12 protein-coding genes are annotated in these 14,147 nt (G+C 63.1%); 10 read left to right on the forward strand and 2 right to left on the reverse strand.

The window, feature by feature from the left end; genetic code table 11:
• Positions 1–2 precede the first annotated feature (2 nt).
• Entirely contained in the window at positions 3–713 is a 711-nt protein-coding gene (locus tag X771_RS142650; protein ID WP_023669398.1) for a GntR family transcriptional regulator, read from the reverse strand.
• Positions 714–977: 264 nt separating this feature from the next.
• Between X771_RS142650 and X771_RS142645 the strand changes: the two genes are divergently transcribed.
• The 6 genes from X771_RS142645 (at position 978) to X771_RS142620 (ending at position 6,963) form a co-directional block, all read left to right on the forward strand.
• On the forward strand, positions 978–2,078 hold the full coding sequence (locus tag X771_RS142645; protein ID WP_023689478.1) for an ABC transporter ATP-binding protein: 1,101 nt from the start codon (positions 978–980) through the stop codon (positions 2,076–2,078).
• A gap of 35 nt (positions 2,079–2,113) precedes the next feature.
• Positions 2,114–3,403 (forward strand): PotD/PotF family extracellular solute-binding protein, encoded by a 1,290-nt coding sequence (locus X771_RS142640; protein ID WP_023689479.1) that lies wholly within the window; start codon positions 2,114–2,116, stop codon positions 3,401–3,403.
• Between the two features lie 237 nt (positions 3,404–3,640).
• Positions 3,641–4,552: an ABC transporter permease gene (locus tag X771_RS142635; protein ID WP_023689481.1), complete on the forward strand. Its 912-nt coding sequence runs from the start codon at positions 3,641–3,643 to the stop codon at positions 4,550–4,552.
• A 1-nt stretch (position 4,553) separates the two neighbouring features.
• Complete coding sequence (locus X771_RS142630; protein WP_023682326.1) at positions 4,554–5,372, forward strand: ABC transporter permease; 819 nt, start codon at positions 4,554–4,556, stop codon at positions 5,370–5,372.
• A 2-nt stretch (positions 5,373–5,374) separates the two neighbouring features.
• Complete coding sequence (locus X771_RS142625; RefSeq protein ID WP_023689482.1) at positions 5,375–6,121, forward strand: aspartate/glutamate racemase family protein; 747 nt, start codon at positions 5,375–5,377, stop codon at positions 6,119–6,121.
• Between the two features lie 5 nt (positions 6,122–6,126).
• Positions 6,127–6,963: a GNAT family N-acetyltransferase gene (locus tag X771_RS142620; protein WP_023689483.1), complete on the forward strand. Its 837-nt coding sequence runs from the start codon at positions 6,127–6,129 to the stop codon at positions 6,961–6,963.
• A gap of 98 nt (positions 6,964–7,061) precedes the next feature.
• On the opposite strand, the gene X771_RS142615 is transcribed toward X771_RS142620, so the two are convergent.
• A complete protein-coding gene (locus tag X771_RS142615) occupies positions 7,062–9,272 on the reverse strand; it encodes an exopolysaccharide transport family protein (RefSeq protein WP_023689484.1) in 2,211 nt (736 codons plus the stop codon).
• Between the two features lie 264 nt (positions 9,273–9,536).
• Here X771_RS142615 and X771_RS142610 point away from each other — a divergent pair, with 264 nt between their 5' ends.
• The 4 genes from X771_RS142610 (at position 9,537) to X771_RS142595 (ending at position 14,097) form a co-directional block, all read left to right on the forward strand.
• Entirely contained in the window at positions 9,537–10,100 is a 564-nt protein-coding gene (locus X771_RS142610; RefSeq protein ID WP_023669390.1) for a polysaccharide biosynthesis/export family protein, read from the forward strand.
• A gap of 7 nt (positions 10,101–10,107) precedes the next feature.
• Positions 10,108–11,238 carry a glycosyltransferase gene (locus X771_RS142605; protein ID WP_023689485.1) on the forward strand — a complete coding sequence of 377 codons (1,131 nt, stop codon included), beginning with the start codon at positions 10,108–10,110 and terminating at the stop codon, positions 11,236–11,238.
• Between the two features lie 85 nt (positions 11,239–11,323).
• Positions 11,324–12,859 (forward strand): undecaprenyl-phosphate glucose phosphotransferase, encoded by a 1,536-nt coding sequence (locus X771_RS142600; protein WP_023689486.1) that lies wholly within the window; start codon positions 11,324–11,326, stop codon positions 12,857–12,859.
• On the forward strand, positions 12,856–14,097 hold the full coding sequence (locus X771_RS142595; RefSeq protein WP_023689487.1) for an O-antigen ligase family protein: 1,242 nt from the start codon (positions 12,856–12,858) through the stop codon (positions 14,095–14,097). The genes X771_RS142600 and X771_RS142595 overlap by 4 nt, the downstream gene beginning before the upstream one ends.
• Positions 14,098–14,147 lie beyond the last annotated feature (50 nt).

Here is a 14,147-nt window from a genome sequence, read left to right on the forward strand (position 1 = left end):
GTTCAGAAATTCAGCGCTTCGCGGAGCGCCGGGCCGGCCCTGACCCGCAGGTCGAGATCCGCCTCGATGTGGTCGATATGGTGCAGCATCAGCCGGCTCACCAACCCGCAATCGCCGCTCTCCAGCGCGCCGACCATTTCCGTGTGCTCACTGTGCCCGCAGGCCGACACGCCGGATCGTCCGTAAAGGGCGATCACCAGCGACGAACGCGCCACCAGCTCCTCCATGAAGCGCTGCAGGATGGCATTGCCGGCGACGGAGGCGAGCAGCAGATGGAAATCGCCCGACGCCTTGATTTCGGAGCGCCGCGCGGTTGGGCCGCGCTCGGCGATGAAGCGGCCTTCCTCGTCGAGCTGCGCGCGGAACGCAGCGATATCGGTGGCTGTGACCCGCCCACAGGCGGCAATGGCGATGCCCGGCTCGATCAGCCGGCGCGATGCGAACACCTGGCGCGCTTCCTCGGGCGAAGGGTTGGCGACGAAGGCGCCACGGTTGCGCTCGGTACGCACCAGCCCCTCGAAGGACAGCATCTGCAGCGCCGCGCGCGCGACGGTGCGCGAGACGTCGAACAGCGTGCCGACCTCGCCTTCCGACAGCTTGGTGCCGGGCGTCAGCCGACGGTCGACGATGGCGTCCCGCAGATTGTCGCGAATCGCCTGGGCGCGATCCTGGTTGGCGCTGTCGGCGGAATGGATCTGATCGGCAATGTTCATGGCGATGATGGTTCCCAGCCTCTTCTAGCGCAACTCGTCGCCTGCGCACGAGAGGCAAAGTGGACACGAAGCCAAAAAAGATTGCATACGATTCTTGTGCAGATCGCGCACAATCGCCCATAATTTGTGCAATGCACAAGATAGCCTACCGGCTAGGCAGTGGGCAAGAACCCCGATTTTTCTGTCGATTCAAACGCTTGGGCCGATTGCCGCCGATTGGCACGCATAATGCATTGGTTAATGCGACCAAACGGGGAAGCCTGAATGTCCAAAGCCGCCGAGATCGACATCGTCTCCGTTTCGAAAGTGTACGGAACGACGACTGCCGTCGAGGCCATCAGCCTGAAAATACCGGCAGGCACCTATTGCTGCCTGCTTGGCCCCTCCGGCTGCGGCAAGACCTCGACGCTGCGCATGATCGCCGGCCACGAAAGCATTTCGTCGGGCGATGTCCGCCTCGGCAACATTGTCGTCACCGACCTGCCGCCGGCAAAGCGTGGCACGGCGATGATGTTCCAGTCCTATGCGCTGTTTCCGCATCTCGACCTTGTCGACAATGTCGCCTTCAGCCTGAAGATGAAGGGCGTCGACAAGGAGCAGCGCCGTGCCAAGGCGCTCGACATGCTCAAGCTGATGCAGATGGAGGCCTATGCGACGCGCCGGCCGGCGCAGCTTTCCGGCGGCCAGCAGCAGCGTGTTGCACTCGCCCGCGCTCTGATCACCGATCCCGAGGCGCTGCTGCTCGACGAGCCGCTGTCGGCACTCGACCCGTTCCTGAAGATACGCATGCGCGCCGAGCTGAAGAAATTGCAGACCTCGCTCGGCATCACCTTTGTCCACGTCACCCACAGTCAGGAGGAGGCCATGGCATTGGCGGACCTGATCGTGGTGATGAATGACGGCCGCATCGAACAGGCTGCGCCGCCACGAGATGTGTTCGAAAGGCCGGCCACCGCCTTCGTCGCGCGCTTCATGGGCGACCACAATGTCATCTCCGGCCGGGTCACCGGCGCGCGCGACGGCATGGTCGTCTTCGACGTCAATGGTGGCGCCTCGCTCGCCGCCCGCGGGCAAGGCCGGGAGGCGGGCCAGGAGGTGGGCACGCCGATCGACATCGCCATCCGCACCGACCATGTGCGCATCGGCGAAGCACCCTCTCCCGGCCTCGGCTTCACCGGCATCGTCTCCAACATCGAATATCGCGGCGCCACGGTGAAGCTGTCGGTCACCGGCGGCGGCATCGACGATTTCACCGTTATCATCGACGATTCCGACTTCTTCGCCAAACCCGTCGCCCTTGGCGACGCCGTACCGCTCGCCTGGGATTCCGAGGACGCCATCGTCCTCGGCCGCCTTCATTCATGAATTCAACGAAGCAAAACAAAAACAGGGAAATAAGAATGACAAAAACAGTAGAAACAAAGACCGGAATTTCGCGCCGTTCGTTGCTCAAGACAGGTGCGGCCGCCGTCGGCCTCGCCGCAGGCTCGGGCGCCATTACAGGCTTCCCGACCATCTGGGCGCAGTCCAACATCACGCTGCGCCAGTTCGGCACCGGCGTGTCGAACCTGAACGCGATCGCCGACAAGTGCAAGGCCGACCTCGGCATCACGCTGGAAATGACGGCGACCGATTCGGACGCGGCCGCCCAGCGCGCCGTGACCCAGCCCGACAGCTATGACATCGCCGACATCGAATACTGGATCTGCAAGAAGGTGTTCCCGAGCGGCGTGCTGCAGCCGATGGATGTCAGTAAGCTTAAATACTACGACGAACTGGTGCCGTTGTTCAAAACCGGCAAGCTGACGCCCGACAGCATCATTGCCCAGGGCACCGCGCCGCACACGGTCGGCTATGTCGAAGCGCAGGACTCAAAGACCTTCGCCAAGGCGCCGACCAAGTGGTTCACCATGGTGCCGACGATCTACAACGCCGATACGCTAGGCATCCGGCCCGACCTCGTCGGCCGCGACATCACCACCTGGGCCGACATCATGGACCCGGCCTTCAAGGGCAAGACCGCGATCCTCAACATCCCGTCCATCGGCATCATGGATGCGGCCATGATCATGGAGGCCACAGGCAACATCAAATATGCCGACAAGGGCAACATGACCAAGGAAGAGATCGACAAGACGATCGACTTCCTCATCAAGGCCAAGCAGGCCGGCCAGTTCCGCGCCTTCTGGAAGTCGTTCGACGAGAGCGTCAACCTGATGGCATCGGGCGAAGTGGTCATCCAGTCTATGTGGTCGCCGGCCGTCGCTGCCGTGCGCTCCAAAGGCATCGCATGCCGCTTCCAGCCGCTCAAGGAGGGCTATCGCTCATGGGGCGGCGGCCTTGGCCTTGCCGCCCATCTCAAGGGCGCCGAGCTCGACGCCGCCTACGAATACATCAACTGGTATACGTCGGGCTGGGTCGGCGGCTATCTCAACCGCCAGGGCTACTATTCCGCCAATATGGTCTCGGCCAAGAAGTTCATGTCCGAGGACGAATGGGGCTACTGGATCGAAGGCAAGCCGGCCAAGGGCGAGATCAAGGCGCCGGACGGCACCGTCATGGAAAAGGCCGGCGCCGTGCGCGACGGCGGCTCGTTCGAAGAGCGTATGGGCAAAGTCGCCTGCTGGAACTCGGTCATGGACGAGGACCGCTACATGGTGAAGCGCTGGAACGAATTCATCGCGGCGTAGAGCGGACGCGTTCACTGTGATGTTGCGATCCTTCGCGCCCCCCTCTGTCCTGCCGGACATCTCCCCCACTTGGGGGGAGATTGGCAGCGTCATGGCCGGCTCTTCGTTAGCAACGTTGGAGTTTGGCGAAGGCCGTTATGAGAGTTCGATCTCCCCGCTCGTGGGGGAGATGTCCGGCAGGACAGAGGGGGGCGCGAAGGATCGCAAGTCATCGCGATCACGCGGAGGATTTTCCCAATGACAGTCGCGCTCGAACGCCCCGCCATCGCAGCAGCCAAGCCCGCCAGACGCCGCCGCGTCTCCCTTGGCGCCGTCACGCCCTATTTGCAATCGGCGCCGCTGGCGGTCATCCTCGGTGCGTTCCTGCTCTTGCCAATCATCATGATCGTCGTCGTCTCCTTCTGGGACTACGACTTCGCCGCCATGTATCCGGATTTCCTGACGACGAACTATTCCGACGTGCTGGGATCATGGGTCACCTGGAAGACCTATCTCAACACCATCAAATTCGCTGCCATCGTCTGGGCTCTGACCTTGTTCATCGGCTTCTGGGTCGCCTATTTCCTCGCCTTCCATATCCGCACCACCGCCATGCAGATGGTGCTGTTCCTTGTCTGCACGGTGCCGTTCCTGACCTCCAACATCATCCGCATGATCTCGTGGATCCCGGTGCTTGGCCGCAACGGGTTGATCAACTCGACGCTGGTGCAATTGGGGCTGGTGCCAAAACCCATCGAATGGCTGCTCTATTCGGAATTCGCCGTGGTGCTGGCCATGGTGCATCTCTACACGCTGTTCATGGTAACGCCGATCTTCAACACGTTGATGCGCATCGACCGCTCGCTGGTCGAGGCCGCGCGCGATGCCGGCGCGTCCGGCTGGCAGGTCTTGTGGAACGTCGTCATCCCGCTGGCCAAGCCCGGCATGGCGATCGGCACCATCTTCGTCGTCACGCTGGTGATGGCCGATTTCTCCACTGTGCAGGTGATGTCGGGCGGCCAGAGCGCGTCGGTCGCACTGATGATGAAGAACCAGATGTCGCTGCTGCAGTATCCCGCAGCCGCCGCCAATGCCGTAGTGTTGCTGGTGTTGGTACTGTTGATGGTCGCGGGCATCCTGCGCATCGTCGACATCCGCAAGGAGCTTTGAGGTGAGCCACGAAAAACGCACCCTCGAATTCTATGTGCTTGCGGTCTTCTTCACTCTGTTCGTGCTGTTCCTCTATGGCCCGCTGTCGGCGATCCTGATCCTTTCTTTCCAAGGCGAGACCGGCGGCCTCACCTTCCCGCTCAATGGCATGTCGCTGCACTGGTTCGCCAATCTGTTCGAGCGCCAGGCGGTCGGCGATTTCGGCGGCAGCTTCAAGCGCTCGCTCGTGCTCGGCCTTATGGTGATGATCGTCACCGTCGTCGTGTCGCTGCTGGCAGGGCTCGCTTTCCGGCAAAAATTTCGTGGCGCCACCGCTTTGTTCTACCTGGCGGTCGCCAGCCTCGTCGTACCCTCGATCATCATTTCGCTCGGCATCGGCGTCGTCTTCCAGCAGGTCGGCTTCCGCCCGGCCTGGTACACATCGGCCTTCGGCGCGCACCTGACCTGGACCTTGCCCTTCGGCGTGCTCATCATGTTCGCCGTCTTCAACCGCTTCTCGCCCGCCTATGAGGAAGCAGCGCGTGACCTGGGCGCCAACTCCTGGCAGACCTTCGCCCATGTCGTGCTGCCGATGATCGCGCCGAGCCTGATCGGCGTCGGCCTGTTCGGCTTCACGCTGTCCTATGACGAGTTCGCCCGCACGCTGATGACGTCGGGCACCTTCAACACGCTGCCGCTCGAGATCTACGGCATGACCACCAATGTCACGACGCCGGTGCTCTATGCGCTGGGCACGGTGACCACCGTGTTCTCCTTCCTGGTGATCCTGGCCACACTGGGCGCCATCCTCTATGTCGGCCGCAAGCGGGCCAGGGTTTGATCGTGCAGATACTGGTGGTGAACCCCAACACGACGGCGAGCATGACCGAGACGATCGCGGCGGCGGCGCGCGCCGTTGCCGGCGCCGGGACCGAGGTGATCGCGGTCACCTCCTCGATGGGTCCTGCCTCGATCGAGGGCTATTATGACGAGGCATTGGCCGTGCCCGGCCTTTTGATGGAGATCGCCGCCGGCGAACGTGCCGGGGCTCAGGCCGCCATCATCGCCTGCTTCGACGATACCGGCCTGGATGCGGCACGCGCCATGGCCTCCATTCCGGTCATCGGCATCTGCGAGGCCGCACTCAGTGTCGCCTCCTACATTGCCCAGCGCTTCACAGTGGTGACGACCACCGAACGCTCGCGTGTCCCTGTCGAGGGGCTGGTGCACCGCTACGGCATGGCCGGGCGCGCGCGCGTGCGCGCCGCCGACATTCCCGTACTCTCGCTCGAAGACGCTGCTTCCGGCGCTGTCGAGAAACTGCGCGCCGAGATCGCCCGCGCCATAGCGGAAGACCGCGCCGAGGCCATCGTGCTCGGCTGCGCCGGCATGGCCGACCTGGCACCCCGGTTGCAGCAAGAATTCGACCTGCCCGTCATCGACGGCGTCGGCGCCGCCCTCAAACAGGCCGAGGCGCTGATCGCATTGGGCCTGTCGACCTCGAAGCGCGGCGCCTATGCCAGTCCGCTGGCCAAGCCCTATCGCGGCGTGCTGAAATCCTTCTCGCCGGGGGTGGTCGCCGCGGAGTGAACGCTATGAAGCCTACCGTCCGCGCATTGTCTCCGCCGGAACTGACCGTTCTCATCGACTGGGCGGCGGCTGAAGGCTGGAACCCTGGCCTTGATGATGCCGCCGCGTTCCGGCCAACCGATCCTGAAGGGTTCATCGGCGCTTTTGTCGACAACGAGATGACCGCCGCCATCTCGGCTGTCGCCTATGGCAGCAACTTCGGTTTCATCGGTCTCTACATCTGCCGACCAGACATGCGCGGCAAAGGCCATGGCAAAGCAGTCTGGAATGCGGGCATGGCCAGGCTGGCCGGCCGAACGGTCGGCCTCGACGGGGTCGCCGCGCAGCTGGCGAATTATCGCCGCACGGGATTCAGCTCGGCGTACGAAACCATCCGCTTCAGCGGCCGTATCGCGACCCCGCCCGTCCGAAGCGAAGGGGTGCGCATGATAACCACGCAACTCGTGCCCGACATCATCGCCTATGACGCCCGCTGTTTCCCCGCGCCTCGACGAGCCTTCCTGCACCGCTGGGCGCAGCCGCCGCATTGCGGGTTCGCCGCGATCAGTTCACTCGGCACCATAGGCTACGCCGTGGCTCGTCCCTGCCGTTCGGGTTACAAGATCGGCCCGCTGTTTGCCGACGACACCGAGACGGCGATGCAGCTCATGGGCAGTCTGGCTGCCGCATGCGAAGGTGGCGACCTGCATATCGACGTTCCTGCCGAAAATTTCGATTTCACCACGGCGCTTTCAGCAACTGGTTTCAGGCCGACCTTCACCACCACGCGCATGTACAAGGGCCCGCCTCCGAAGGTCGACTCGCGCCGAATATTTGGCGTGACGACCCTGGAGTTGGGGTAGATCCCGGCGCCGACTGACAGGCTTGGTTTTTCGGGAGCCGGCGGGCGATGGACGAGCCGATCCGTAGTAGCGCCGCCTAAGTCGAATTGTCTGATGTCTCAGGCGGCGCTACGTCGTCCCGGCACGGGGTTACCCGGCGTCTCGTGGCCGATCGGCGTCACCAGAGTGAGGTCGGGATAGCCGCTTTCGATCAGCTCGACGGCGGCCTGCGCCACCTCATCGTCCGCCTGCAGCATGGACATGAAGACCTCGGTGCTGTCGCCGACCAGTCGGCTGATGCCTTGCGCATCGGCCGGTCCGCATTCGACGATGACCAGATCATAGGCGGTGGTCAGCGACTGCATGATGATCGGCAGCCGGTCGGCGGCGCGCATGGCGCGAACCGGATCGGCGGTGCCGACGGGAACGACATGGCAGTCGGAATAGAGGTCAGCGTGAATGACGTCGCTGAACTGCGCTTCCGAAGCCAGCAGATTGGTGATGCCGGGGAAAAGTCCGCTGTCCAGCATCGGCCGCGAGGCGGCACCTGACGCCGTGAGATCGAGCAGCAGCACGCGCAGGCCAGCGTCGGAGACTTCGCGCGCTACCAGCACTGCCGATGCAGCCGCCTCATCGCCTTCGGGCGACACGAAGATGGCGCGCGCAGCACCGCTGGCGATCAGCTTTTCCGCCGCCTTCTCGACATCGATCTCGCCAAGGCTGGAGCGGACAGGTTCGGCTTGCGGTTCGGAACCGGCAGCCGCTGCTCCTTCCAGCACTGAAGGAGCCGGCTCGGGCTCTGGCACCAGTTCAGACTCCACGGTCGTCGGCTGATCGTCCACTTCCACGACCTCAGGAGCCGGTTCCGGGTGGACGACCGGCGCCGACATTGCCGACATCGCAACCTGCTCGATACGCTCGAAGCGCGCCCCTGGGGCCGGACGCATGGCGCGGCCGGAAAACAGCTCCTGCAGCAGCGTGATGACCGACATCAGCAGCAGCGAGCCGACTAAGGCGGCGCCGACGATCGGCACGAGCTTGGGGAAATAGGGTTCCGACGGCACGCGCGCCTCGGAAAACACGCTGGCATCGACCGGCAGATAGTTTTTGCGCGAGGACACTTCGCGGAAGCTCGCCATATAGGATTCAAGCTGCTGGCGCCGGACGTTCGCCTCACGCTGCAGCGCATCCAGCTGGACTTGCTCCTCGCCGGCCCGCGACGACGCCGCTTTCAGCTTGTTGACGTCCGATATCAGCTGGTTTTCGCGCGCCTGGGCGGTCTGCGCCTGCGTCAGCAACCCGCGCATGATTTTTTGCGCTTCGTTGCGGATCTGGCCGTCGAGATCGGCAAGCTGCGACCTCATCGCCCGCAGGCGGGGATGGTTGTCGAGCAAGGTGGTGGAAAGATCGGCGATGTTGGTTCTGAGCTCGATCTGACGCTCACGCAGCCGCTGGATCAGATCGGAAGACAGCACTTCGGGTACAGCGTCCAGCGAACCGCCATTCTGCAAAGCCTGGCGCACCCTTTCGGCCGTTGCCTCGGCCGAAGCGCGGCTGGCGCGCACACGCGACAGTTCGGTCGATAGCTCGGACAATTGCTGCGTCGCCAGCACCGAATTGTTGCCAGCCATCAACAGGTCCGACTGCGCGGAGCGGAAGGCCGCGACCTTGGCCTCTGCATCCCTGACCTGCTTCTGCAGATCGTCGATTTCCGGCCCGAGGAAGGCGGTCGCGGCGGCGTTCGACTTGGTCTTGGCGTCCGCCTGGTAGGCCAGGTAGGCCTTGGCGATGGCGTTCGGAATGTCAGCGGCAAGCTGGGGATCTTCAGAGGAAAATTCGACGGCGATGACGCGGGTCTTTTCCACGCCATAAACATTGAGCTTGTCGCGCATCTTCGTCAGCACGCGCTCTTCGAGCGGAATTTCTTCCGGATCGCTCTTCAGCCCGGCAATGACCAGGAGCCGGGTGACCGGCGACATGCCGAGCGCATAGTTGAACTCGGGCTTGTCGCCCAGCTTAAGGTCGGCAGCCACCTGCTTGAGAATGTCGGACGAGGAAATGACCTGAACCTCGGTTGCTACACCTTCCGCATCGAGCACAGGTTTGTCGTCTTCATTGGTGCCGGCAGGCCGCGTATAGGCCGATTCGCTCAACTGGATTTTCAGCTGCGTCGTGGCCTTATAATGCGGCGTGGCAAGCCACGCGAACGCGAAGGCGAGACCAGTGACGAGAAGCGTGATCACAAGAATGCGCAGCCAGTTCCGCGCCAGGCTGGCGAAGAGCTGTCTCAGGTCGACATCGACATCTGCGGCCGCGGACTGGTCGGACATGCATTCCTGCTCCGGACATGAGGTTAGATGGTAGCGTAAACAACTATGGTAACTCAGCCGTTAAGATCGCGGTAAGCAGCTGTTAGGGTTTGCTGACATCCGGTAAACAAAGCCAGCAAAACTATACGGCTTTTTGTCGATTGCCGCCAAATCGGCCGCGTCCCTTTACCGGCCATTAACCCTAACAGGATGATAACGAACCCAGATCCTTAAGGTTTGCCGCCGTGTCCTGGCGGCCATAGCGACGAAGGTGTGTGTCCGATCATGAAAAGCGCTGCTGGTCTGTTTCGCGCTCTGCTGGCCGTGTCGATGCTCGCCGGCTGCTCCAGCTACCGGCCGACGCCGGCGGCCTTCCACGAGGTACTCGACCAGCCCTATCGGCTCGGCGCCGGCGACCGTGTCCGCGTCACCGTGTTCGAACAGGACGGTCTGACCAACACCTACAGTGTCGATCAGTCCGGCTACATGTCCTTCCCGCTGGTCGGCGCGGTGCCGGCGCGCGGCCACACGGCCCAGCAGCTGGAAAAAGCGCTCGCCGACAAACTGCGCCAAGGCTATCTGCGCGACCCCGACGTGTCGGTCGAGATCGATCGCTACCGGCCGATCTTCGTCATGGGCGAAGTGGGCGCCGCCGGCCAGTATTCCTACGTGCCGGGCCTCACCGTGCAGAAGGCCATCGCGATTGCGGGCGGTTTCTCGCCGCGCGCCAACCAGGAAAGCGTCGACATCACCCGCGACATCAACGGCAAGGTGATGACAGGCCGGGTGGTTACCTCCGATCCGCTGCTGCCGGGCGACACGGTCTACGTTCGCGAACGCCTGTTCTGACATCAACGTGGCGGACCAGCTCAGGATCGTCCACTGCTTTCGCTCACCCGTCGGCGGGATCTTCCGGCATGTGCGCGACCTGACGGAGGCCCAGCTCGCCGCCGGACATGTTGTCGGCATCGTCTGCGATTCGACCACCGGCGGCGAATACGAGGAACGCCTGTTCGACCAGATGAAGGACAGCCTGGCGCTCGGCATCCATCGCACGCCGATGCAGCGCCATGTCGGGCCGGGCGACTTCGCCTCGGCCTGGCGCACTTACAGGATCATCAAGGAATTGCAGCCGGACGTGTTGCACGGACACGGCGCCAAAGGTGGCGCCTATGCCCGTCTGTTCGGCTCATTGTTGCGGGTATCTAGGTCTCGCGTAGCCCGCCTCTATTCGCCGCATGGCGGCTCCCTCCACTATGACGAAACGACGACGACCGGGAAGCTGTTCTTCGCGCTCGAGCGCTTCATGGCGCGCTTCACCGACTGCCTGCTGTTCGTCTCCGACTATGAGCGGCGCACCTATCGCAGGAAGGTCGGCGAACCGCCTATCCCGAACTCGCTGGTCTATAACGGCCTGCGCGCCGCCGAGTTCGAACCGGTGGTCGCACAGCCCGACGCGGCCGACCTGCTCTACATCGGCATGATGCGCGACCTCAAAGGGCCTGACATTTTCATCGACGCGCTGGTGCTGGCCGGGTCCCAGCTTGAGCGCCGCTTGACCGCGGTCATGGTCGGCGATGGCGACGACCTGCCGCGCTACCATGCGCAGGTGAAACGGCTGGGCCTCGGAAACCAGGTCCGCTTCTTGCCGCCGATGCCGGCCAGGGAGGCATTTTCGCTGGCCGATCTGGTCGTCGTCCCCTCCCGCGCGGAAGCCATGCCCTATATCGTGCTGGAGACGCTGGCGGCCGGCAGGCCGATGATCGCCACGGCCGTCGGCGGCATTCCCGAAATCTTCGGGGAGGGATCCCCTGCCCTGATCCGTCCCGATCCGCGCCAACTCGGCGACAAGATGGGTGAAGCGCTGCGCGATCTCGACGCCTACCGGCGCGCCATGCCCGATACGGCCAGCCTCAGGGCGCGATTCGGCGCCGATGTGATGGCCGCCGAAATCGAAAAGGCCTATTTCGCCGCGCTCAACAGATAGACGACCCTCCAAAACCACAAGTTGTCTCAAGGTTTTTTTAGCTCTCTTTCTGCTATCGTCATCGCGGAAGCTTGTGGGAAACCCGATGAACGAGACCGACCCCACGCGCCGCTTTTCGGCCGATGCGGTGCGCAAATTCGACAGTCCTGCCGAGAGCCCCACGCCCGGCGGCATGAACAGTGTTGCCCGCCAGGTCGCCTCGCAATACCGGCGCGATACGATGTCGCCGGTCATGGTCAGCGGCGTATTGCGCATCGTCGAATTCGGCTTGCTGTTCCTGTCGGGGCTCGCGCTCTACTTCCACTTTGTCGGCTTCTTCAACTATCTCGCCTGGCAATATCCGCTGACCATTGCCGCGGCGTCATTCGTGGCCGTGGTGCTGCTCGACGTCAGCGATTGCTACCAGATCTCCGCCTTGATGCGACCGATCTCCAATCTCGGCCGCGTACTGATGGTCTGGGCCGGCACCTTCGCGCTGATGGCGCTGACGGCCTTCATCATGAAAATGTCGGAGGATTATTCGCGTCTGCTGTTCGGCACCTGGTTTGTCGTCGGCCTGCTTCTGCTGTTCGGCCTCAGGCTGGTGATGTCGAAGCTGATCCGGCGCTGGGCGCGCAACGGCCGCATGGAACGCCGCGCCGTCATCGTCGGCGGCGGCAAGGCGGCCGAGATGCTGATCCGCTCGGTCGAGAAGCAGCCAGACAACGACATCCGCATCTGCGGCATCTTCGATGACCGCGGCGACAAGCGCTCGCCGCCGATCGTGGCCGGCTATCCCAAGCTCGGCACCATTTCGGAGCTGATGGAATTCGCTCGCATCGCGCGCATCGACATGCTGATCGTGTCGCTGCCGCTGACTGCCGAAACGCGCGTGCTGCAGCTGCTGAAGAAGCTGTGGGTGCTGCCGGTCGACATCCGGCTCTCGGCGCATTCGAACGCTTTGCAGTTTCGCCCGCGCGCCTATTCCTACATCGGCTCGGTGCCGATGCTCGATATCTTCGACAGGCCGATCAACGACTGGGATTCGGTCGCCAAGCGCGCCTTCGACATCGTCTTCTCGCTGATCGGCATCATCCTGTTCTCACCGGTGATGCTGGCGACTGCCATCGCCATCAAGCTCGACAGCAAGGGGCCGGTGCTATTCAAGCAGAAGCGGCACGGCTTCAACAACGAGATCGTCGAAGTCTACAAATTCCGCTCCATGTACACCGACCGCTCGGACCCGACCGCCAAGCAGACGGTGACCAAGAACGATCCGCGCGTCACCCGCGTCGGCCGCTTCATCCGCAAGAGCTCGATCGACGAGCTGCCGCAGTTCTTCAACTCGCTGTTCGGCACGCTGTCACTGGTTGGCCCGCGCCCGCATGCGATTGCCGCGCAGTCGCACAACCTTCTCTACAATGAGGTGGTCGACGGCTATTTCGCCCGCCACAAGGTCAAGCCCGGCGTTACCGGCTGGGCGCAGATCAATGGCTGGCGCGGCGAGATGGACACCAATGAGAAGATCCGCATGCGCACGGAATATGACCTCTATTACATCGAGAACTGGTCGATGCTGTTCGATCTGCGCATCCTGCTCATGACGCCGCTGCGGCTGCTCAATACGGAAAACGCCTATTGAGCGCGATTTCCCATGATTTGCCGCAGGCTGCGGTCAATGCCAAGCTGATCGCGCTGATATCGTCGGGGGCGGTGTTTTTTGGCGTCTTCCTGTCGGGCTTCGTCATCGACGAACCGGCGCCCTACGATCTTTTCATGCTCGGGCTGATCGGGGTGTGGGTGCTGTTTGGCCTGCGCATATCGCGCGCGGCCGTGCCGCTGCTCGTGCTGCTGATCACGATGAACATCGGCGGCATGATTGCCATGACGCAGATGGCCGTTCTCGCCAACACACCGCTCTATCTCGCCGTCTCGCTGTTTCTCGCGTTCACCGCGGTGTTCTTCTCGTCGGTGACGGCGGTGCAGCCCGGCCTCTACCGGCTGATCTTCATCGCCTATGTCGTCTCCGCGGTGGTGACCTCGCTGCTCGGCATTGCCGGCTATTTCCACGCTTTCCCGGGCGCTGAAATCTTCACCAGATACGACCGCGCCCAGGGCGCCTTCCAGGATCCGAACGTGTTCGGACCATTCCTGGTGCTGCCCGGCATCTATCTGCTCTATCTCCTGTTGACCGGCTCGATCGCGCGCATGCCGCTTCTGGCGGTGCCGCTGCTGATCATCACCGCTGGCATTTTCTTCTCCTTCTCGCGCGGCGCCTGGGGCATGTTCGCCGTCTCGGCCATCCTGCTCACCGGCGCCCTGTTCCTGCAAAGCAACAGCGGCAAGTTCCGGCTGCGCGTCATCATCATGAGCATTGCCGCCGTCACCCTGCTGGTGGTCGCCATGATCGTCATCCTGCAGCTGCCCGGCGTCGGCGAGATGTTTTCCAGCCGCGCCCAGCTCGAACAGAGCTACGACACGGCGCGCCTTGGCCGCTTTGCCCGCTACACGATCGGCTTCGAGATGGCGCTCGAACATCCGCTCGGCATCGGCCCGCTGGTGTTCGGCACCATTTTCGGCGAAGACACGCACGACATCTGGCTGAAGACGCTGATGGATTATGGCTGGCTCGGCTTCGTCTCGTTCCTGTCGCTGACGCTGTGGACGATCGCGGCCGGCTTCCGCATCCTTTTGCGCGACCGGCCGTGGCAGCCCTATCTGCTCTGCGCCTACGTCGCTTTCATTGGCAATATCGGGCTCGGCACCTTCATCGACATCGACCACTGGCGCCATGTCTACCTGCTGCTCGGCCTGATCTGGGGCGCGATCGCGCTGGAATACAGGCATCAGCGCGGGTTGCGGGCGGTGGCGGCAAGCTAAACCGATGGGAAAGCCGCCGAGTTCGGATGACTTCGCCTTCGGAACGAATT

The organism is Mesorhizobium sp. LSJC269B00 (genome assembly GCF_000502815.1).
Lineage (GTDB): Bacteria > Pseudomonadota > Alphaproteobacteria > Rhizobiales > Rhizobiaceae > Mesorhizobium.

Bases quoted from the DNA above. Each gene is read 5' to 3' on its own strand.
- X771_RS142650 (WP_023669398.1), bottom strand. From the start codon at position 713: ATGAACATTGCCGATCAGATCCATTCCGCCGACAGCGCCAACCAGGAT.
- X771_RS142645 (WP_023689478.1), top strand. From the start codon at position 978: ATGTCCAAAGCCGCCGAGATCGACATCGTCTCCGTTTCGAAAGTGTAC.
- X771_RS142640 (WP_023689479.1), top strand. From the start codon at position 2,114: ATGACAAAAACAGTAGAAACAAAGACCGGAATTTCGCGCCGTTCGTTG.
- X771_RS142635 (WP_023689481.1), top strand. From the start codon at position 3,641: ATGACAGTCGCGCTCGAACGCCCCGCCATCGCAGCAGCCAAGCCCGCC.
- X771_RS142620 (WP_023689483.1), top strand. From the start codon at position 6,127: ATGAAGCCTACCGTCCGCGCATTGTCTCCGCCGGAACTGACCGTTCTC.
- X771_RS142615 (WP_023689484.1), bottom strand. From the start codon at position 9,272: ATGTCCGACCAGTCCGCGGCCGCAGATGTCGATGTCGACCTGAGACAG.
- X771_RS142610 (WP_023669390.1), top strand. From the start codon at position 9,537: ATGAAAAGCGCTGCTGGTCTGTTTCGCGCTCTGCTGGCCGTGTCGATG.
- X771_RS142600 (WP_023689486.1), top strand. From the start codon at position 11,324: ATGAACGAGACCGACCCCACGCGCCGCTTTTCGGCCGATGCGGTGCGC.